The sequence below is a fragment of the Streptomyces rapamycinicus NRRL 5491 genome (genome assembly GCF_024298965.1).
Classification (GTDB): Bacteria; Actinomycetota; Actinomycetes; order Streptomycetales; family Streptomycetaceae; genus Streptomyces; species Streptomyces rapamycinicus.
This window is the reverse complement of record NZ_CP085193.1, coordinates 9,562,883-9,586,936: the sequence shown is the minus strand read 5'-3', so window position 1 is coordinate 9,586,936 and position 24,054 is coordinate 9,562,883. Positions and strand designations below refer to the sequence as shown.

Annotated in this window: 1 protein-coding gene; it reads right to left on the bottom strand. The window is 70.4% G+C overall.

Features of this window, described 5'->3' with window-relative positions; genetic code table 11:
- Nucleotides 1–125: 125 nt before the first annotated feature.
- Nucleotides 126–24,044 carry an SDR family NAD(P)-dependent oxidoreductase gene (locus tag LIV37_RS51870; RefSeq protein WP_420834391.1) on the bottom strand — a complete coding sequence of 7,973 codons (23,919 nt, stop codon included), beginning with the start codon at nucleotides 24,042–24,044 and terminating at the stop codon, nucleotides 126–128.
- Between the last annotated feature and the right edge of the window lie 10 nt (nucleotides 24,045–24,054).

Below are 24,054 nucleotides of genomic sequence, written 5' to 3'. Positions count from 1 at the left end.
CGAACGATCGAGGCTAGGGCGTAAAGGGCAATACGCCTAGATCAAACGCCCTCGCAGATAATCCGGAAGCTCGTCTTCCTCGGACATGTGTTCCGTTACTCCTCGTTTGGCGGCGGACGATTCAGCTACTTACCGAACCCGCGCTCGATGATCTGATAAAGATCCTCGTTCGTGGCCGAGTCCAGGTCGACCTCGTCGTTCGCCTCTGATCCCTGCGCTCGCCAGTCCGCCATGAGGGCATACAACTGTTCGGTGATCCGCTGGCGATCGACGTCATCGAGGGTCACAGCCGACAACACAGCGCGCAGACCGTCCAGATCTGCCAGGGCAGTCTCAATGGCGCCGGCTTCGCGCGGTACCAGCTGGTCGTGCAGGTGCCGGGCGAGTTCCAGGGGGACGGGGTGGTCGAAGACCAGGGTGGCGGGCAGGCTCAGGCCGGTCTCGGCCGAGAGCCGGTTGCGGAGCTCCAGCGCCGTCAGGGAGTCGAGGCCCAGCTCGCGGAAGGCCCGCTGGGGATCGATGTCCCCGGGTCGGGCATGGCCCAGGACCACGGCCGCAGCGGCCCGGACGGTCTGCAGGACCTCCTGCTCGCGATCGGCGGGCGGAAGCGCGGCCAACCGGGCCGCCAGGCCACCCGCATCTGCGGCCACGGCCGCCGTCGGGCGCTCGGTGACACCACCAGCGGCCAGACCCCGCAGCAGCGCGGGCACCGGCCTTCCGCCACGGGACAGCCCCGTCACTTCCAGTCGGGCCGGGACCGCCAAGGGCGAACCCAACACGGCGGCGGCCTCGAACAGCGCCAGCCCCTGCTCCGTCGACAGCGGTTGAACACCACCGCGACGCAGGCGCGACAGACCCGCACCCTCCAGATGCCCGGTCATCCCCGACGCCTGGGCCCACAGGCCCCAGGCCAGCGACTGACCGGCCAGGTGCCGGTCGCGACGGTAGGCGGCGAGCGCGTCCAGGAACGCGTTCGCGGCGGCATAACTGCCTTGGCCCGCACTGCCCATGACGGCCGCGGCCGAGGAGTAGAGCACGAAGCCGGCCAGGCCCGCGTCTTCGGTCAGCTCGTGCAGGTTCCACGCCGCATCCGCCTTGGCGGCCAGCACCTTCGCCATCCGCTCGGGCGTCAACGACTCCACGGTGGCGTCGTCAATCACACCGGCGGCATGGACCACCGCCGTCAGCGGACGGTCGACCGCGTTCTTGGCCAAGACAGAGGCGAGGGCGTCGCGGTCGGCGGCATCGCCAGCCTGGACCTGCACACTCGCACCCGAGGCGGCCAACTCGGCTGCCAGGTGCGCGACTCCCGGCGCGACCGGGCCGCGCCGGGACATCAGCAGCAGGTGCCGCATGCCACGGACGTCGACCAGGTGCCGGGCCAGTTCCCCGCCCAGCGTTCCGGTGCCACCCGTGACCAGGACGGTGCCCTGCGGGTCCCACTGGGCCGGGACGTTCACCACGACCTTGCCGATGTGCCGGGCGGCCTGGAGGTGCCGAAGCGCCGCCACCGCCTGCGACAGCTCGAAGCACGTCACAGGCGGCGGAGTCAGTGTCCCAGCCTCGAACATGCCGCCGAGTTCGGACAGCATCTCCGCGACCCGCGGTACACCGGCGTCCATCAGGTCGAACGCCCGGTAGACGACCCCGGGGTGGGACTCGGCGACCTGCTCGGGGTTGCGGATGTCGGTCTTGCCCATCTCGACGAACCGGCCGCCGCGCGGCAGCAACCGCAGTGAAGCGTCCGTGAACTCCCCGGCCAGCGCGTTGACCACCACGTCCATGCCCTCGCCACCCGTGACGGCCAGGAACCGCTCGCAGAAGGTGAGATCGCGAGTGGAGGCGATGTGAGTGTCCGCCACACCCATGGCTCGCAGCGCGTGCTGCTTGGCCGGGCTCGCGGTCGCGAAAACCTCAAGCCCCCATTCCTTGGCCAGCTGCACCGCGGCCGTGCCCACGCCGCCTGTGCCAGCGTGGATGAGCACCCGCTGACCGGGCTGGGACTGGGCCAGGTCCCGCAACGCGTAGAACGCGGTGAGGTACCCGACCGGGACTGCCGCAGCCTGCTGGAACGACCAACCCTGCGGGATGGCAGCCACCAACCGGCTGTCCACAACCCCGACCGGACCCCAACCCGGCAGCAGACCCATCACCGGCTGACCCACCGTCAGATCGTTTACCCCGGGGCCGGTCTCCAGGACGATCCCGGCCCCTTCCCCGCCAAGGATCCGGCCGTCGGAGACCATCCCCAGACCGGCGACCACGTCGCGGAAGTTCACACCCGCCGCACGCAGCCCCACCCGCACCTGACCCGCCAGAAGCGCCGCATCCGCCTCGGGAGCATCGACGACAGCGGCGCTGCCCAGGTCACCAGGCTGGGCAACCTCGACCCGCCAACCCGAACCAGTGGGAAGCATCAACTCCCCGGACGCACCGGTCCGGACCAACCGCCGACCGAACGCCGCGACTCCCCCGCCGTCAGCAGCGAGACGCACGCGGACCTCGGGCTCGTCGGCATCCAGCGACACGGCCAGGACGGTGTCCACGTCGGCGTCACGGTCCGGGTCCAGGCCGGCTGACGGGTCGACGTCGACCAGCAGCAGCCGACCCGGGTGCTCGGACTGCGCCGAACGGACCAAGCCCGCCACCGCAGCTCCCGCCAGGTCCTGTCCGGCGGCCGCGCCCTGGGTCCAGACCACCAACCGCGAATCGTCGGTCTCGGGATCGGCCAGCCACTGCTGCACCCAACCCAAGACCCTCGCGGCAGCCAGCTGAGCCGCCTGCGGCGCCGACGCCCCGGGCTCGGCAGCCGGAACCGCGGCAACAACAACCGGCGCCAGCTCTGCCCCGCCGTGCCGCACCCACCGCACTTCGGCGTCAGCGACCTGAGGTGCCGACAGCGGGACCCAGTCGACGGTGAACAGCGACTGCCGCACCTGCCGGCCCGGCCCGGCGGACTGACCAGCCGGAATCTCACGCAGCGCCAACGACCGCGCCTGCAGCACCGGCTGACCGGCACCGTCGAACGCGGTGACCGAGACACCACCCTGTGTGGGGGCCAGGACGACCCGCAGGTGGCGGGCACCGTCGGCCAGCAGCCGCACCCCCGACCACGCGAACGGCAACCCCGTCCCGCCACTGCCATTGCTGGTGCTGTTGCCGACGGTCAGGAGACCGTGCAGCGCGGCGTCGAGCAGAGCCGGATGCAGACCGAACCCGGCAGCATCGGCCTCCGCGGCCTGGGGCAGCTCGACGTCGGCGTAGACGGTGTCCCCGGCACGCCACACCTGACGCAGGCCCTGGAACGCCGGACCGTAGCCGTAGCCGCGCTGGGCGAACTTCTCATAAGCGTCATCGACCGGAACCGACTCCGCACCGGCAGGAGGCCAGGCACCCAGCGGCGCCGGGGCAGGCTCACCATCGGCTGCGGCCAGCACACCGACCGCGTGCCGGACCCATTCGCCCTCGCCCTCGCGGGAGGAGACGGTGACGGTTCGCCGACCACTGTCGTCGTCGCTGTCGCCGACCTGGACCTGAAGCTGCACGCCACCGGAGCCGGGAAGGATCAGCGGTTCCTGGAGCGTCAGTTCTTCCATCGTGCCGCAACCAGCAAGGTCCCCGGCGTGGATCGCCAGGTCCACGAACGCCGTGCCGGGCAGCAACACCGTGCCGTGGACGGTGTGGTCGGCCAGCCACGGCATCGCGGCCAGCGACAGGCGACCCGTCAGCACGAGCCCGTCGCCCTCGGCCAGCCACACCGCAGCGGCCAACAACGGATGCCCGCTCTGCTGCTGCCCAGCCGACGAAACATCCCCACGACCGGCCATCGCCTTGGGCCAGTAACGCTCCCGCTGGAACGGATACGTCGGCAGAGCAACCGTCTGCGCGCCCTCGCCGGCCACCGCGGCCCAGTCCACCTCGACACCGGCGGCGTAGGCACCGGCCAGCGCGGCCAACCAGCGGCTCCGGCCGCCATCGCCGCGCTGCAACGTGCCCGCCGCGACCAGGTCCTCACCCGCCTGCACGATCGCCAAACCCAACACCGGATGCGGGCTCACCTCCACAAACACCCGGTGACCCTCCGCCGCCAGCCCGGCAATGACCTCACCGAACCGCACCGGCTCACGCAGATTCCGGAACCAGTACCCGCCGTCCAACTCGGCGGTGTCCAGCACACGCGCCTCAAGCGTGGAGTAGAACGGCACCGAACCAGAAACCGGAGACACCCCCGCCAGGTCCTCGGCCAAACGGTCCTGGACGGCTTCGACGTGCGCGGTGTGCGAGGCGTAGTCCACCGCGATCCGCCGCGCACCGCGATCCGCGTAGGCGTCCACGAACTCCGCGCACGCGCTCGCGGCACCGGCCACCACCACCTGCCGGGGGCCGTTCACCGCCGCGACCGACAAGTCCACGCCCCAGCGGGAGATCCACTCCCCCACCTCATCCAGACCAGCGGGCACCGACACCATCCCGCCCGTACCCGCCAGACCCGCCAACGCCCGGCTGCGCAACGCCACAACCCGCGCGCCATCCTCCAAAGACAACCCGCCGGCGACACACGCCGCCGCGATCTCACCCTGACTGTGACCCGCCACCGCCGCAGGCTCCACGCCATACGCGCGCCACAACCCGGCCAAGCTGACCGCTACCGCCCACGACGCAGGCTGAACCACATCCACCCGCGCCAACAACTCCGCATCGCCCAACACATCACGCAGTTGCCAGTCGACGAACGGCTCCAAGGCCGCCGCGCAGCGCTCCATCACCGCCGCGAACACCAACTCCTCATCCCACAGTTGCAGACCCATCCCGACCCACTGCGCACCCTGACCCGCAAACACAAACACCGGCCGCGACACCGACGCCGAACCAACACTCCCAGTCACCACACCCGGAGCCTCCTGGCCCGTTGCAACGGCAGCCATACCCGCCACCAGTTGGTCGCGCTCATCGCCGATCACCGCCAGGCGGTGCGAGAAGCCCGTGGTCCGGGTTGCGGCCAACGAGAACGCCACATCCTTGGCCGCTACCTCCGGGCGCGCCGCCACGAACTCCGCCAGCCGACCCGCCTGCCCGGCCAACGCCGCACCCGACCGCGCCGACACCACCCACGCCACCGAACCCGCAGACACCAACCCATCCAGAACGGGGGCGTCCAGCGCAGACGCGTCCTGAACAGACGCATCCTGCGCGGGCTGTTCCAGGATCAGGTGAACGTTGGTGCCGCTGATCCCGAAGGCCGACACACCCGCACGCCGCGGACCGGAACCCGCCGGCCACTCCCGCGACTCGGTCAGCAGCTCCACCGCTCCAGCCGACCAGTCCACATGCGACGACGGAGCATCCACATGCAAGGTCTGCGGCAGCATCCCGTGCCGCATCGCCTGCACCATCTTGATCACACCCGCCACACCAGCAGCCGCCTGCGTGTGACCGATGTTCGACTTCACCGACCCCAACAGCAACGGCCGACCCTCCGGCCGACCCTGCCCATAAGTCGCCAGCAACGCCTGCGCCTCAATCGGGTCACCCAACGCCGTACCGGTACCGTGCGCCTCCACCACATCAACGTCAGCCGACTGCAACCCCGCGCTCGCCAACGCCGCCCGGATCACCCGCTGCTGCGACGGACCATTCGGCGCCGACAAACCATTGCTCGCGCCATCCTGGTTGATCGCACTACCCGCAACCACCGCCAACACCCGGTGCCCACGCTCACGCGCGTCCGACAGCCGCTCCAGGACGACCATCCCGACGCCTTCGCCCCACCCGGTGCCATCAGCGGCGTCCGAGAACGGCTTGCACCGCCCATCGGCAGCAAGTCCTCGCTGCCGCGCGAACTCCAGGTACGCGCCCGGGGTGGCCATGACCGTGACGCCACCGGCCAGCGCGATTCCGCACTCACCGGACCGCAACGCCTGCGCCGCAAGGTGAATCGCCGTCAGCGACGAGGAACACGCCGTGTCGATCGAGACGGCCGGACCCTGCAACCCCAGTGAGTACGCGACGCGTCCCGACGCCACACTCGCCGTCGTCCCGGTCATCCCGTAGCCGCCGGCGCCGTACTGTCCCCCGGCTCGGTAGCCGGATGTGATGATGCCGGCGTAGACACCCGTGTCGGTGCCGCGCAGCGAACCCGGGGTGATGCCCGCGTCCTCCAGCGCCTCCCAACACGTCTCCAACAGCAACCGCTGCTGCGGATCCATCCCCAACGCCTCACGCGGACTGATCCCGAAGAACTCCGCATCGAACTCACCAGCGCCGTCCAGGAAGCCACCCACCGGGGCGTAACGCGCACCCTCGTCATCGCCCGGCTCAAGGTCCGGCAGGCCTGCCAGGTCCCAGCCGCGGTTCGACGGGAAGCCTGCCATCGCGTCGGAGCCACCGGCGACCAACCGCCAGAAGCCCTCCGGCCCCTCGGCTCCACCCGGGAACCGGCAGCCGATTCCGACGATCGCCACCGGCTCGTCCGTGCCGACACGGACCGCCGGCACGGCGCTCTCGCCGAGGGGCTCGGCCGTTCCGCACGCCTCTGTCACCAGGTGCCGGGCGAGTTCCAGCGGGACGGGGTAGTCGAAGACCAGGGTGGCGGGCAGGCTCAGGCCCGTCTCCGCGACCAGTCGGTTGCGCAGCTCCAGCGCGGTCAGGGAGTCGAGGCCCAGCTCGCGGAAGGCCCGCTGGGGATCGATGTCACCGGGGCCGGCATGGCCCAGGACAGCCGCCGCAGCCGCCCGGACGATCTGCAGGACTTCCTGCTCGCGATCGGCGGGCGAGAACTCTGCCAACCGGGCCGCCAGGCCGCCCGCGTCCGGAGCCGCAGTCGCGGACCCGGCCGCGGTCGGGCGGGCGGGGGCACCGGCGACCAGGCCGCGCAGCAGCGGCGGCAGCGGCCTTCCGGGGCGGGACAGCGTCGTCAAGTCCAGCAGAACCGGAACGGCCAAGGGTGCACCCAACGCGGTAGCGGCGTCGAACAGTGCCAGGCCCATCTCGGTCGTCATCGGCTGGACGCCACCACGGCGCAGGCGGGACAAACCAGTGCCGTTGAGGTGCCCGGTCATCTCCGAGGACTGGGCCCACAACCCCCACGCCAGCGACTGACCGGCCAGCTGCCGGCCGTGCCGGTAGTCGGCGAGCGCGTCCAGGAATCCGTTCGCGGCGGCGTAACTCCCCTGCCCCGGGCTGCCCATGACAGCCGCGGCCGAGGAGTACAGCACGAAGCCCGCCAGGCCCGCGTCTTCGGTCAGCTCATGCAGGTTCCACGCCGCATCCGCCTTGGCGGCCAGCACCGGCGCCATGCGCTCAGGCGTCAGCGACTCCACGGTCGCGTCGTCGATCACACCGGCGGCATGCACCACCGCCGTCAGCGGACGCTCACCCGCGATCCTGGCCAGGACGGAGGCGAGGGCGTCGCGGGCAGCGGCATCGCCCGCCTGCACGCGAACACTCGCCCCCGAGGCCGCCAACTCGGCGACCAGGCGAGCCACTCCCGGCGCGGCCGGGCCGCGCCGGGACATCAGCGCCAGGTGCCGCATGCCACGGGCATCCACCAGGTGCCGCGCCAACTCCCCACCCAGCGCCCCTGTTCCGCCGGTGATCAGCACCGTGCCCTGCCGGTCCCACTCGGCCGGCGCGGTGTCGGGCTCCTCTGTCCCAGCCCGGGCCAGTCGGCGGCCGAACGCCACCACGCCGCCGCCGTCGGCAGCGGGACGGACCCAGACCTCCGGTTCGTCGGCATCCAGCACAGCAGCCAGAACGGTCTCCACGTCGGCGTCGTAGCTGGGGTAGAGCCCGGCTGACGAGTCGACATCGACCAGCAGGAAGCGGCCGGGGTGCTCGGGCTGGGCCGAGCGGACCAAGCCTGCCACCGCCGCGCCGGCCAGGTCCTGTCCGGCGGCCGCGCCCTGGGTCCAGATCACCAAGCGCGCGTTGTCGGTCTCGGGATCGGCCAGCCACTCCTGCACCCAACCCAGCACCGTCGCAGCGGCCGACTGGGCCGCCTGCGGCGCCGACATCCCGAACGGGGCAGCCGGCACGGCCGCGACAACCACCGGCGCGGAGCCGACCGGCTGGCCGTGCCGCACCCAGTGCACCCCGAGGGCCGAAGCCTGCGCAGTCAGCGGGACCCAGTCGACGGTGAACAGCGACTGCCGCGCCTGCCGACCGGAGCTGGTGAGCTGACCAGCCGGAATCTCACGCAGCGCCAATGACCGCGCCCGCAGCACCGGCTGACCGGCACCGTCGAACGCCGTCACCGAGATCCCGCCTGCCCCGGGGGCCAGGACGACCCGCAGGTGGCGGGCACCGTCGGCCAGCAGCCGCACCCCCGACCACGCGAACGGCAACCCCGTCCCACCGCTGCCGTCACTCGCGGCCAGCAGACCGTGCAGCGCGGCATCAAGGAGTGCGGGATGCAAGCCGAACCCGGCCGCATCAGCTTCCGCGGCCTGGGGCAGCTCCACCTCGGCGTACACGGTGTCCCCGGCGCGCCAGACCTGACGCAGACCCTGGAACGCCGGCCCGTAGCCGTAGCCACGTTGGGCGAGCTTCTCGTAGGCGTCGTCGACCGGAACCGGCTCCGCACCGGCGGGCGGCCACGCACCCAGCGGGGCCGGGGCGGGCTCACTGCCGGCCGGGGTGAGCACGCCGACCGCGTGTCGGACCCATTCGCCCTCGCCCTCGCGGGAGGAGACGGTGACGGTTCGCCGACCACTGTCGTCGTCGCTGTCGCCGACGTGGACCTGGAGCTGGACGCCGCCCTGGCCCGGCAGGGTCAGCGGTTCCTGGAGCGTCAGTTCCTCCAGCGTCCCGCAACCAGCAAGGTCTCCGGCGTGGACCGCCAGGTCCACGAACGCCGTACCGGGCAGCAACACCGTGCCGTGGACCGCGTGGTCGGCCAGCCACGGCATCGCGGCCAGCGACAGACGCCCCGTCAACACCAGCCCGTCGCCCTCGGCCAGCCACACCGCAGCACCCAGCAACGGATAACCGGAGCGCTGCAGTCCGATCGACGAGGCGTCCCCGCGAGTGGCGACGGCCTTGGGCCAGTAACGCTCCCGCTGGAACGGATACGTCGGCAGAGCAACCGTCTGCGCGCCCTCGCCGGCCACCACGGCCCAGTCCACCTCGACACCGGCGGCGTAAGCTCCGGCCAGCGCGGTCAGCCAGCGGCTCCGGCCGCCATCGCCGCGCTGCAACGTGCCCGCCGCGACCAGGTCCTCACCGGCCTGCGCGATCGCCAAACCCAACACCGGATGCGGGCTCACCTCCACAAACACCCGGTGACCCTCCGCCGCCAGCCCGGCAACGACCTCACCGAACCGCACCGGCTCACGCAGGTTCCGGAACCAGTACCCGCCGTCCAACTCGGCGGTGTCCAGCACACACGCCTCAAGCGTGGAGTAGAACGGCACCGCACTGCTGCCGGCAACCACTGCGGCCAGGTCCTCGGCAAGACGCTCCTTGACGGCTTCGACGTGCGCGGTGTGCGAGGCGTAGTCCACCGCAATGCGGCGCGCACCGCGATCCGCGTAGGCGTCCACGAACTCCGCGCACGCGCTCGCGGCACCGGCCACTACGACCTGGCGGGGACCGTTGACGGCCGCGACCGACAAGTCCTCACCCCAGCGGGAGATCCACTCCCCCACCTCATCCAACCCAGCGGGCACCGACACCATCCCGCCCGTGCCCGCAAGCCCCGCCAACGCCCGGCTGCGCAACGCCACAACCCGCGCGCCATCCTCCAAAGACAACCCGCCGGCGACGCACGCCGCCGCGATCTCACCCTGACTGTGACCCGCCACCGCCGCAGGCTCCACGCCATACGCCCGCCAGAGCTCAGCCAAGCTGACCGCTACCGCCCACGACGCCGCCTGAACCACATCCACCCGCGCCAACAATTCCGCATCCGCGAGCACATCACGCAACTGCCAATCCACAAACGGCGCCAACGCCCGCTCACAGCGCTCCATCACCGCCGCGAACACCGGCTCCTCATCCCACAGTTGCAGACCCATCCCGACCCACTGCGCACCCTGACCCGCAAACACAAACACCGGCCGCGACACCGACGCCGAACCAACACTCCCAGTCACCACACCCGGAGCCTCCTGGCCCGTTGCAACGGCAGCCATACCCGCCACCAGTTGGTCGCGCTCATCGCCGATCACCGCCAGGCGGTGCGAGAAGCCCGTGGTCCGGGTTGCGGCCAACGAGAACGCCACATCCTTGGCCGCTACCTCCGGGCGCGCCGCCACGAACTCCGCCAGCCGACCCGCCTGCCCGGCCAACGCCGCACCCGACCGCGCCGACACCACCCACGCCACCGAACCCGCAGATACCAACCCATCCAGAACGGGGGCGTCCAGCGCAGACGCGTCCTGAACAGACGCATCCTGCGCGGGCTGTTCCAGGATCAGGTGAACGTTGGTGCCGCTGATCCCGAAGGCCGACACACCCGCACGCCGCGGACCGGAACCCGCCGGCCACTCCCGCGGCTCGGTCAGCAGCTCCACCGCTCCAGCCGACCAGTCCACATGCGAGGACGGGGCATCCACGTGCAAGGTCTGCGGCAGCATTCCGTGCCGCATCGCCTGCACCATCTTGATCACGCCCGCGACACCAGCAGCCGCCTGCGTGTGACCGATGTTCGACTTCACCGAACCCAACAGCAACGGCCGACCCTCCGGCCGACCCTGCCCATAGGTCGCCAGCAGCGCCTGCGCTTCAATCGGGTCACCCAGTGCGGTACCGGTACCGTGCGCCTCCACCACATCAACGTCAGCCGACTGCAACCCCGCGCTCGCCAACGCCGCCCGAATCACCCGCTGCTGCGACGGACCATTCGGCGCCGACAAACCATTACTCGCACCATCCTGGTTGACCGCACTACCCGCAACCACCGCCAAAACACGGTGCCCACGCTCACGCGCGTCCGACAGCCGCTCCAGGACGACCATCCCGACGCCTTCGCCCCACCCGGTGCCATCAGCAGCCTCCGCGAACGGCTTGCAACGGCCGTCGCCGGCCAGTCCTCGCTGCCGCGCGAACTCCGTGAACGCGCCCGGGGTGGCCATGACCGTGACGCCACCGGCCAGCGCGAGCCCGCACTCACCGGACCGCAGCGCCTGCGCCGCAAGGTGAATTGCCGTCAGCGACGAGGAACACGCCGTGTCGATCGAGACGGCCGGACCCTGCAACCCCAGCGAGTACGCCACCCGGCCCGACGCCACACTCGCCGTCGTCCCGGTCAGGCCGAAACCACCAGCGCCGTCCTGCTCACCGGCCCGGTATCCGGAGGCGATGATGCCGGCGTAGACACCCGTGTCGGAGCCACGCAGCGAACCCGGGGTGATGCCCGCGTCCTCCAGCGCTTCCCAACACGTCTCCAACAGCAACCGCTGCTGCGGATCCATCCCCAACGCCTCGCGCGGACTGATCCCGAAGAACTCCGCATCGAAATCGCCAGCGCCGTCAAGGAACCCACCCATCGGGGCGAAGGCGGCGCCCGCGTCACCGGGATCCGGGTCGGACAGCCCGTCCACGTCCCAGCCGCGGTCCGCCGGGAAGCCCGACATCGCGTCGGAGCCTCCGACGACCATCTGCCAGAAGCCCTCCGGATCCTCCGCCCCGCCCGGGAACCGGCACCCCATGCCCACGATCGCCACCGGCTCATCCGTACCGGAGCGGACTGCCGGCGCGGACGGGGTTCCGGCGGCCTCGGCAGTCCCGCACACCTCTGCCACCAGGTGCCGGGCGAGTTCCAGCGGGACGGGGTAGTCGAAGACCAAGGTGGCGGGCAGGCTCAGGCCCGTCTCGGCCGCCAGCCGGTTGCGCAGCTCCAGCCCGGTCAGAGAGTCGATGCCCATCTCACGGAACGCCCGCTGAGGATCGATGTCCCCAGGGCGACTGTGCCCCAGGACAACGGCGGCAGCGGCCCGGACGATCTGCAGGACCTCCTGCTCACGATCGGCGGGCGAAAGCGCTGCCAACCGCGCCGCCAGGCCACCCGCGCCCCCAGCCACAGCCGCGGTCGGGCGGACGGACGTGCCGACTGCCAGCCTCCGCAGCAGCGGAAGCAGCGGTCGTCCCGGGCGTGACAGGGCGTTCAGGTCCAGTCGGGCCGGGACGGCCAACGGCGCACCCAGCGCGGTGGCGGCCTCGAACAGCGCCAGGCCCTGCTCGGTCGACAGCGGCTGGACGCCGCCACGGCGCAGACGGGAGAGGTCGGCGCCGGCCAACTGCCCGGTGATCTCGCTGGCCTGGGCCCACAGCCCCCACGCCAGCGACTGGCCGGCGAGGTGCTGTTCCCGGCGGTAGGTGGCGAGTGCGTCCAGGAACGCGTTGGCGGCGGCGTAACTGCCTTGGCCCGGGCTGCCCATGACGGCCGCGGCCGAGGAGTAGAGGACGAAGCCGGCCAGGCCCGTGTCTTCGGTCAGCTCGTGCAGGTTCCACGCCGCATCGGCCTTGGCGGCCAGCACCGGCGCCATGCGCTCGGGCGTCAGCGACTCCACGGTCGCGTCGTCGATCACACCGGCGGCATGCACCACCGCCGTCAGCGGACGCTCACCCGCGATCCTGGCCAGGACGGAGGCGAGGGCGTCCCGGTCGGCGGCATCGCCCGCCTGCACGCGCACCTCCGCACCCGACTGCGCCAGCTCCGCCACCAGACGAGCCGCCCCCGGGGCCGCCGGGCCCCGCCGGGACATCAGCAGCAGGTGTTTCATCCCGCGGACGTTCACCAGGTGCCGGGCCAGTTCCCCGCCCAGCGTTCCGGTGCCACCCGTGATCAGGACGGTGCCCTGCGGGTCCCACTGGGCCGGGACGTTCACCACGACCTTGCCGATGTGGCGGGCGGCCTGGAGGTGGCGCAGCGCCGCCACCGCCTGGGACAGCTCGAAACACGTCACCGGCGACGGGACCAGGGTGCCCGCGTCGAACATTGCCCCGAGTTCGGCCAACATCTCCGCGACTCGCGGCGCACCGGCGTCCATCGTGTCGAACGCCTGGTAGACGACGCCGGGGTGGGACTCGGCGACCTGCGCCGCATCGCGGATGTCGGTCTTGCCCATCTCGACAAACTGACCGCCGCGCGGCAGCAGCCGCAGGGAGGCGTCCGTGAACTCCCCGGCGAGGGCGTTGACGACCACGTCCATGCCCTCGCCACCCGTGACACCCAGGAACCGCTCACAGAAGGCCAGGTCGCGGGTGGAGGCGATGTGGGTTTCCGCCACACCGATGGCCCGCAGCGCTTGCTGCTTGGCCGGACTCGCGGTCGCGAAAACCTCCAAGCCCCAGGCCTGGGCGAGCTGCACCGCAGCCGTACCCACACCACCGGTACCGGCATGGATGAGGACCCGCTGACCGGGCTGGGCCTGGGCCAGATCCCGCAACGCGTAGAACGCGGTGAGGAACCCGACCGGCACCGCCGCGGCCTGCTGGAACGACCAACCCCGCGGAATCGGGGCAAGCAGCCGACTGTCCACGATCCCGACCGGACCCCAGCCGGGCACCAGACCCATCACCGACTGGCCCACCGTAAGACCGGTTACGCCGGGGCCGGTCTCCAGGACGATCCCGGCACCTTCGCCGCCGAGGCCTCGGTTGTCCGCGACCATTCCGAGCCCGGCGACCACGTCGCGGAAGTTCACGCCCACCGCACGCAGGCCTACCCGCACCTGACCCGCCGACAGGACCACGCCCGCGTCGGGGGCGTCGACGACAGCGGCGCTGCCCAGGTCACCAGGCTGGGCCACCTCGACCCGCCAACCCGAACCACAGGGCAGTGCCAGCTCACTGGCGCGGGCCAAGCGCCGACCAAAGGCAACCATGCCCCCGCCGTCAGCAGCCGGAGAGATGCGGACCTCGGGCTCGTCGGCGTCCAGTGCCACGGCCAGGACAGCGTCCACATCAGCGTCGCGACCAGGGTCCAAATCGGCTGACAGGTCGACGTCGACCAGCAGCAGCCGGCCCGGGTGCTCGGACTGCGCAGAACGAACCAGACCCGCCACCGCAGCGCCCGCCAGATCCTGCCCGGCAGCCGCACCCTGGATCCAGACCACCAACCGCGAATCGTCCGTCCCGGGATCGGCCAGCCACTGCTGCACCCAACCCAACACCCTCGCGGCAGCCAGCTGAGCCGCCCGCGGCGCCGACACCCCGGGCTCGGCAGCCGGAACCACCGCCACCACCACCGGCACGGAGCCGACCGACTCACCATGCCGAACCCATTGCACCGGGGCGGCCGGGACCTGCGGAAGCGGGACCCAGTCCACGGTGAACAGCGACTGCCGCACCTGCCGGCCAGGCCCGGCGAGCTGACCGGCCGAGGCCTCCCTCAGCGCCAACGACCGCACCTGCAAAACCGGTTCACCAACACCGTCGAACGCCGTCACCGAGACACCACCCTGTGCGGCGGCCAGGACCACGCGCAGGTGGCGGGCACCGCCGGCCAGCAGCCGCACTCCCGACCAGGCGAACGGCAACCCCGTCCCAGTACCACCATCACTGGCGACCAGCAGACCGTGCAGGGCGGCATCAAGGAGAGCGGGATGCAAGCCGAACCCGGCCACATCGGCTTCCGCGGCCTGGGGCAGCTCCACCTCGGCGTACACGGTGTCCCCGACCTGCCAGACCTGACGCAGACCCTGGAACGCCGGACCATACCCATAGCCCCGCTGAGCGAACCTCTCATAGGCGCCGTCCGTCTGAACAGGCTCCGCACCCGTCGGCGGCCAAACATCCAGCGGAGTGGGGGCCGTCTCCCGATCGGCTGTGGCCAGCACACCGACCGCGTTCCGGACCCACTCGCCCTCGCCTTCACGGGAGGAGACGGTGACCGTTCGCCGGCCACTGTCGCTGTCGCCGACGTGGACCTGGAGCTGGACACCACCGGAGCCGGGAAGGATCAGCGGTTCCTGGAGCGTCAGTTCCTCCAGCGTCCCGCAACCGGCCAGGTCCCCGGCGTGGATCGCCAGGTCCACGAACGCCGTGCCGGGCAGCAAAACGGTGCCATGCACCGTGTGGTCGCCGAGCCACGGCATCGCCGCGAGCGACAGGCGACCTGTCAGCACGAGCCCGTCGCCCTCGGCCAGCCACACCGCAGCGGCCAACAACGGATGCCCGCTCTGCTGCTGCCCAGCCGACGAAACATCCCCACGAGTGGTGAAGGCCTTGGGCCAGTAGTGCTGGTGCTGGAACGGATACGTCGGCAGCGCGACCTTGCTGGCGCCGGCAGCCGTTACCGCGGCCCAGTCGACCTCGACACCAGATGTGTAGAGACCGGCGAGCGCGCGTAGTGCGGTCTCGGGTTCGTCCTGGCCCTCGCGCAGCGCCGGAATCCATATCGCGCTGCCATCGTCGTCCATCGCCGACAGCGCACCGTCCGGGCCCAGTTCGGCGAAGACCCCGACACCCTGAGCCCGTATCGCCTGCACCACATCGTGGTGGCGGACCGTCTCCCGCACATGCGACACCCAATACGCCGGATCCGTCACATCCGCACCCGGCGTCCCCAACACCATGGCAATCTGCGGCTCACGACAGACCACCCCCTCCAAAACCGCCCCGAACTCCTCCAACATCGGATCCATCAACGGCGAATGGAACGCATGACTCACCCGCAGCCGACGCGCCCTCCCACCACCCTCACACCACACCCCGGCCAACTCCTCCACCACGGACTCAACACCCGAAATCACCGTCTGACGCACACCGTTGACCGCCGCAACCGCCACACCCGACCGCCCGGCAACCAACCCATCCGCCTGCGCCCACGACGCATCCAACACCGCCATCGCCCCACCCGCCGGCAACGCCTGCATCAGACGACCCCGCGCCGCCACCACCGCACACGCATCCGCCAGATCCCACACCCCCGCCACATACGCAGCCGTCACCTCACCGATCGAATGACCCGCCACACACTGCGGCACCACACCCCACGACGACCACAACCGGAACAAGCCCACCTGCACCGCGAACAACCCCGCCTGCGCAAACACCGTCCGATCCAACCCCGCACCACCAGCCGCGATCACCTCACGCAAAGACCCCGGCAACAACCCCTCGAACTCCCCACACACCTCATCAAACGCCTCAGCAAACACCGGAAACACCTCATACAACCCAAGACCCATCCCCACACGCTGCGAACCCTGACCCGAAAACACCACCGCAACCCCACCACCACCAGCAACACCAGACACCACACCCGGCACCACCCCACCCACACCAGCAGCAGCCACCGCCCTCAAACCCTCCAAAAGCCGATCACGACCCCCACCCACCACCACCAAGCGATGCGCAAACCCCGTCGTCCGGGTCGCGGCCAACGAGAACGCCACATCCCGAACCGACACCTCCGGACGAGCCACAACGAACTCCGCCAACCGACCCGCCTGCCCGGCCAACGCCACATCAGAACGCGCCGACAACACCCACACCACCGAACCCGCAGACACCAACCCATCCAGAACAGGGGCGTCCACCGCAGACACGTCCTGGGCAGTGGCCTCCAGGGCCTCTCCGCCGTCGCCAGAACCGTCCAGCGCAGGGACGTCCTGGGCAGGCTGCTCAAGAATGACGTGGACGTTGGTGCCGCTGATCCCGAAGCCCGAGACACCAGCCCGCCGCGGACCAGTACCCGCCGGCCACTCACGCGACTCGGTCAGCAACTCCACCGCTCCGGCCGACCAGTCCACATGAGAGGACGGAGCATCCACATGGAGCGTCTGGGGCAGCACGCCGTTCCGCATGGCCTGCACCATCTTGATGACGCCCGCGACACCCGCCGCCGCCTGCGTGTGACCGATGTTCGACTTCACCGACCCCAACAGCAACGGCCGACCCTCCGGCCGACCCTGACCGTACGTTGCCAACAGCGCCTGCGCCTCAATCGGGTCACCCAACGCCGTACCCGTACCGTGCGCCTCCACCACATCGACATCGCCCGGCTGCAACCCCGCACTCGCCAACGCCGCCCGAATCACCCGCTGCTGCGACGGACCATTCGGCGCCGACAAACCATTACTCGCACCATCCTGGTTCACCGCACTACCCGCAACCACCGCCAACACCCGGTGCCCACGCTCACGGGCAACGGACAACCGCTCCAGCACCACCATCCCGACACCTTCGCCCCACCCGGTGCCGTCAGCGGCGTCCGAGAACGGCTTGCACCGCCCATCGGCAGCGAGTCCTCGCTGCCGCGCGAACTCCGTGAACGTTCCTGGGGTGGGCATGACGGTGACGCCACCGGCCAGCGCGATCCCGCACTCACCGGAGCGGAGCGCCTGCGCGGCCAGGTGGATGGCCGTCAGCGACGATGAGCAGGCAGTGTCGATCGAGACGGCGGGACCCTGCAACCCCAGCGAGTACGCCACGCGTCCCGACGCCACACTCGCCGTCGTCCCGGTCATCCCGAAACCACCGGCACCGTCCCGCTCACCGACCCGGTACCCCAACGCGATGATGCCGGCGTAGACACCCGTGTCGGAGCCACGCAGCGAACCCGGCTCGATCCCCGCGTCTTCCAGCGCCTCCCAGCACGTCTCCAACAGCAACCGCTGCTGCGGATCCATCCCCAACGCCTCACGCGGACTGATCCCGAAGAACTCCGCATCGAACTCACCAGCGCCGTCCAGGAACCCGCCCATCGGAGTGTAGGCAGCGCCCTCGTCACCGGACTCGGACAGGTCGGGCGTCTCCCAACCGCGGTTCACCGGGAAGCCCGACATCGCATCGGTCCCCGAAGCAATCAACCGCCAGAAGCCCTCCGGGTTCTCCACCCCGCCCGGGAACCGGCACCCCATGCCCACGATCGCCACCGGCTCATCCGTACCGACACGGACCACCGGCACAACCGCCGCACCGACAGCCTGCTCAGCCCCGCACACCTCTGCCACGAGGAACCGGGCAACCTCCAACGGTGTCGGCTGGTCGAAGACCAAGGTGGCGGGCAGGCTCAGGCCCGTCTCGGCCGACAGTCGGTTGCGCAGCTCCAGACCGGTCAGCGAGTCGATACCCATCTCACGGAACGCCCGCTGAGGATCGATGTCCCCAGGTCGACTGTGACCCAGGACAACGGCCGCAGCCGCCCGGACGATCTCCAGAACCTCCTGCTCACGCTCGACGGGGCCGAGCGCGACCAGACGCGCCGCCAGGCCACCGGCAGCCACGGCAACGGCTGCGGTCGGGCGGGCCAGCGCGCCGACGGCCAAGCCGCGCAGCAGTGCGGGCACCGGGCGGCCGCCACGAGACAGACCCGTCAGGTCCAGCCGGGCCGGGACGGCCAAGGCCGCACCCAGCGCGGCAGCGGCCTCGAACAGCGCCAGGCCCTGCTCGGTAGTCAGCGCTTGGATGCCGCCACGGCGCAGGCGCGACAGACCCGCACCCTCCAGGTGCCCGGTCATCCCCGACGCCTGGGCCCACAGGCCCCAGGCCAGCGACTGGCCGGCCAGGTGCCGGTCTCGACGGTAGGTGGCGAGTGCGTCCAGGAACGCGTTGGCGGCGGCGTAACTGCCTTGGCCCGGGCTGCCCATGCCCGCTGCGGCCGAGGAGTAGAGGACGAAGCCGGCCAGGCCCGCGTCTTCGGTCAGCTCATGCAGGTTCCACGCCGCATCCGCCTTGGCGGCCAGCACCGGCGCCATGCGCTCGGGCGTCAGCGACTCCACGGTCGCGTCGTCGATCACACCGGCGGCATGAATCACGGCGGTCAACGGCCGATCCGTCGAGATCCTGGTCAGCACCGGGGCCAAGGCGTCACGGTCGGCGGCGTCGGCCGCCTGCACCCGAACCTCCGCACCAAGCTCAGCCAACTCGGCGACCAGGCGAGCCACTCCCGGCGCCGCCGGACCCCGCCGCGACAACAGCACCAGGTGCCGCATGCCACGCACGTCCACCAGGTGCCGGGCCAGTTCCCCGCCCAGCGTCCCGGTGCCACCCGTGACCAGCACCGTGCCCTGCGGGTCCCACTCAGCGGGGACGTTCAACACGACCTTGCCCACGTGCCGGGCGGCCTGGAGATGGCGCAGCGCCGCCACCGCCTGCGACAGCTCGAAACACGTCACAGGCGGCGGAGTCAGCGTCCCAGCGTCGAACAAGCCACCGAGCTCGGACAGCATCTCCGCGACCCGTGGCTCGCCCGCATCCATCAGGTCGAACGCCTGATACACCACACCGGGGCAGGTCTGGGCCACTTGCTCGGGGTTGCGGATGTCGGTCTTGCCCATCTCCACGAACCGGCCACCGCGCGGCAGCAGCCGCAGGGAGGCGTCCGTGAACTCCCCGGCGAGGGCATTGAGGACCACGTCCATGCCCCCGCCACCGGTCACGGCCAGGAACTGGTCGCAGAAGGCCAGGTCACGGGTGGAAGCGATGTGGCTCTCCTCCACACCGATGGCCCGCAACGCTTGCTGCTTGGCCGGGCTCGCGGTCGCGAAAACCTCCAAACCCCACGCCTTGGCCAACTGCACCGCAGCCGTACCGACCCCACCGGTCCCGGCGTGGATGAGGACCCGCTGACCCGGGCGGACCCGGGCCAGGTCCCGCAACGCGTAGAACGCGGTGAGGAACCCGACCGGCACCGCCGCGGCCTGCTGGAACGACCAACCCCGCGGGATGGCAGCCACCAACCGGCTGTCCACAACCCCGACCGGACCCCAACCCGGAACCAGACCCATCACCGACTGACCGACGGTCAGACCGTCCACCCCGGGACCGATCTCCAGGACGACCCCGGCACCTTCGCCGCCGAGGCCTCGGTTGTCCGCGACCATTCCGAGCCCGGCGACCACGTCGCGGAAGTTCACACCCGCCGCACGCAGGCCTACCCGCACCTGACCCGCCGACAGGGCCACGCCCGCGTCGGGGGCGTCGACGACAGCGGCGCTGCCCAGGTCACCAGGCTGGGCGACCTCGACCCGCCAACCCGAACCACGGGGCAGTGCCAGCTCACTGGCGCGGGCCAAGCGCCGACCAAAGGCAACCATGCCCCCGCCGTCAGCAGCCGGAGAGATGCGGACCTCGGGCTCGTCGGCGTCCAGTGCCACGGCCAGGACAGCGTCCACATCAGCGTCGCGACCAGGGTCCAAGTCGGCTGACAGGTCGACGTCGACCAGCAGCAGCCGGCCCGGGTGCTCGGACTGCGCAGAACGAACCAGACCCGCCACCGCAGCGCCCGCCAGATCCTGCCCGGCAGCCGCACCCTGGATCCAGACCACCAACCGCGAACCATCGGTCCCGGGATCGGCCAGCCACTCCTGCACCCAACCCAACACCCTCGCGGCAGCCAGCTGAGCCGCCCGCGGCGCCGACACCCCGGGCTCGGCAGCCGGAACCACCGCCACCACCACCGGCGCCACGTCGGACCCGCCGTGCCGCACCCACCGCACTTCGGCGTCAGCGACCTGAGGCGCCGGCAGCGGAACCCAGTCGACGGTGAACAGCGACTGCCGAACTTGCCGGTCCGAGCCGCTGAGCTGACCGGCCAAGGCCTCACGCATCGCCAGCGATTGTGCCTGCAAGACGGGCTGACCAGCACCGTCGAACGCCGTCACCGAGACGCCGCCCGCGCCGCGCGCCAGGACGACCCGCAGGTGTCGGGCACCGTCGGCCAGCAGCCGCACTCCCGACCAGGCGAACGGCAACCCCGTCCCAGTACCACCATCACTGGCGACCAGCAGACCGTGCAGGGCGGCATCAAGGAGAGCGGGATGCAAGCCGAACCCGGCCACATCAGCTTCCGCGGCCTGGGGCAGCTCGACCTCGGTGTAGACGGTGTCCCCGACCTGCCAGACCTGACGCAGACCCTGGAACGCCGGACCATACCCATAGCCCCGCTGGGCGAACCTCTCATAGGCGTCATCGACCGGAACCGACTCCGCACCGGCCGGCGGCCAAACATCCAGCAGCGCCGGGGCCGTCTCCCGATCGGCTGTGGCCAGCACACCGACCGCGTGCCGGACCCACTCGCCCTCGCCCTCACGAGAGGAGACGGTGACCGTTCGCCGACCACTGTCGCTGTCGCCGACGTGGACCTGCAACTGCACTCCACCGGAGCTAGGCAGAAGCAACGGCTCCTGGAGTGTCAACTCCTCCAACGTGCCGCAACCGGCCAGATCTCCGGCGTGGATCGCCAGGTCCACGAACGCCGTGCCGGGCAGCAAAACGGTGCCATGCACCGTGTGGTCGGCCAGCCATGGCATCGCCGCGAGCGACAGGCGACCTGTCAGCACGAGCCCGTCACCTTCGGCCAGCCACACCGCAGCGGCCAACAACGGATGCCCGCTCTGCTGCTGCCCAGCCGACGAGACATCTCCCCGACCAGCCATCGTCTTGGGCCAGTAGTGCTGGTGCTGGAACGGATACGTCGGCAGCGCGACCTTGCTGGCGCCGGCAGCCGTTACCGCGGCCCAGTCGACCTCGACACCAGATGTGTAGAGACCGGCGAGCGCGCGTAGTGCGGTCTCGGGTTCGTCCTGGCCCTCGCGCAGCGCCGGAATCCATATCGCGCTGCCATCGTCGTCCATCGCCGACAGCGCACCGTCCGGGCCCAGTTCGGCGAAGACCTCGACACCCTGAGCCCGTATCGCCTGCACCACATCGTGGTGGCGGACCGTCTCCCGCACATGCGACACCCAATACGCCGGATCCGTCACATCCGCACCCGGCGTCCCCAACACCATGGCAATCTGCGGCTCACGACAGACCACCCCCTCCAAAACCGCCCCGAACTCCTCCAACATCGGATCCATCAACGGCGAATGGAACGCATGACTCACCCGCAGCCGACGCGCCCTCCCACCACCCTCACACCACACCCCGGCCAACTCCTCCACCACGGACTCAACACCCGAAATCACCGTCTGACGCACACCGTTGACCGCCGCAACCGCCACACCCGACCGCCCGGCAACCAACCCATCCGCCTGCGCCCACGACGCATCCAACACCGCCATCGCCCCACCCGCCGGCAACGCCTGCATCAGACGACCCCGCGCCGCCACCACCGCACACGCATCCGCCAGATCCCACACCCCCGCCACATACGCAGCCGTCACCTCACCGATCGAATGACCCGCCACACACTGCGGCACCACACCCCACGACGACCACAACCGGAACAAGCCCACCTGCACCGCGAACAACCCCGCCTGCGCAAACACCGTCCGATCCAACCCCGCACCACCAGCCGCGATCACCTCACGCAAAGACCCCGGCAACAACCCCTCGAACTCCCCACACACCTCATCAAACGCCTCAGCAAACACCGGAAACACCTCATACAACCCAAGACCCATCCCCACACGCTGCGAACCCTGACCCGAAAACACCACCGCAACCCCACCACCACCAGCAACACCAGACACCACACCCGGCACCACCCCACCCACACCAGCAGCAGCCACCGCCCTCAAACCCTCCAAAAGCCGATCACGACCCCCACCCACCACCACCAAGCGATGCGCAAACCCCGTCGTCCGGGTCGCGGCCAACGAGAACGCCACATCCTTCGCCGCGACCTCCGGACGCCCGGCCACGAACTCCGCCAACCGACCCGCCTGCCCGGCCAACGCCACATCAGAACGCGCCGACAACACCCACACCACCGGACCCGCAGACACCAACCCATCCAGAACAGGGGCGTCCACCGCAGACACGTCCTGGGCAGACTCATCCTGCACGGGCTGTTCCAGGATCAGATGAACGTTGGTGCCGCTGATCCCGAAGCCCGAGACACCAGCACGCCGCGGACCAGTACCCGCCGGCCACTCACGCGACTCGGTCAGCAACTCCACCGCTCCGGCCGACCAGTCCACATGAGAGGACGGAGCATCCACATGCAGCGTCTGCGGCAGCACACCGTTCCGCATGGCCTGCACCATCTTGATGACGCCCGCGACACCCGCAGCCGCCTGCGTGTGACCGATGTTCGACTTCACCGACCCCAACAGCAACGGCCGACCCTCCGGCCGACCCTGACCGTACGTTGCCAACAGCGCCTGCGCCTCAATCGGATCACCCAACGCCGTACCCGTACCGTGCGCCTCCACCACATCAACGTCAGCCGGCTGCAACCCCGCACTCGCCAACGCCGCCCGAATCACCCGCTGCTGCGACGGACCATTCGGCGCCGACAAACCATTACTCGCACCATCCTGGTTCACCGCACTACCGGAGATCACCGCGAGCACCCGGTGCCCACGCTCACGCGCATCGGACAGCCGCTCCAGCACCAGGACACCGACGCCCTCGCCCCACCCGGTGCCATCAGCGGCCTCAGCGAACGGCTTGCACCGCCCATCGGCAGCCAACCCCCGCTGCCGCGCGAACTCCGTGAACGTCCCAGGCGAGGCCATCACCGTCACACCACCGGCCAGCGCCATCCCGCACTCACCGGAGCGGAGCGCCTGCGCGGCCAGGTGAATCGCCGTCAGAGACGACGAGCAGGCAGTGTCGATCGAGACGGCCGGACCCTGCAACCCCAGCGAGTACGCCACCCGGCCCGACGCCACACTCGCCGTCGTCCCGGTCATCCCGAAACCACCGGCACCGTCCCGCTCACCGACCCGGTACCCCAACGCGATGATTCCCGCATAAACCCCGGTATCAGTGCCCTTCAGCGAACCCGGGGCAATGCCCGCGTCCTCCAGCGCCTCCCAACACGTCTCCAAAAGCAACCGCTGCTGGGGATCCATCCCCAACGCCTCACGCGGACTGATCCCGAAGAACTCCGCATCGAAATCACCGGCACCCTCCAGGAACCCGCCCACCGGGGTGTAGGCAGCGCCCTCGTCACCGGACTCGGACAGGTCGGGCGTCTCCCAACCGCGGTTCACCGGGAAGCCCGACATCGCATCGGTCCCCGTAGCAACCAGCTGCCAGAAACCCTCCGGGTCCTCGACCCCACCCGGGAACCGGCACCCCATACCGACGATCGCCACCGGTTCCTGTTCGCGTGCCTCGATCTTCCGCAGGCGTTCCTTGGTCTCGTAGGAGTCGGCCGTGACCTTCTTCAGGTAGCTGAGGAGCTTCTCGTGCTCTGTCATCTCAGTCATT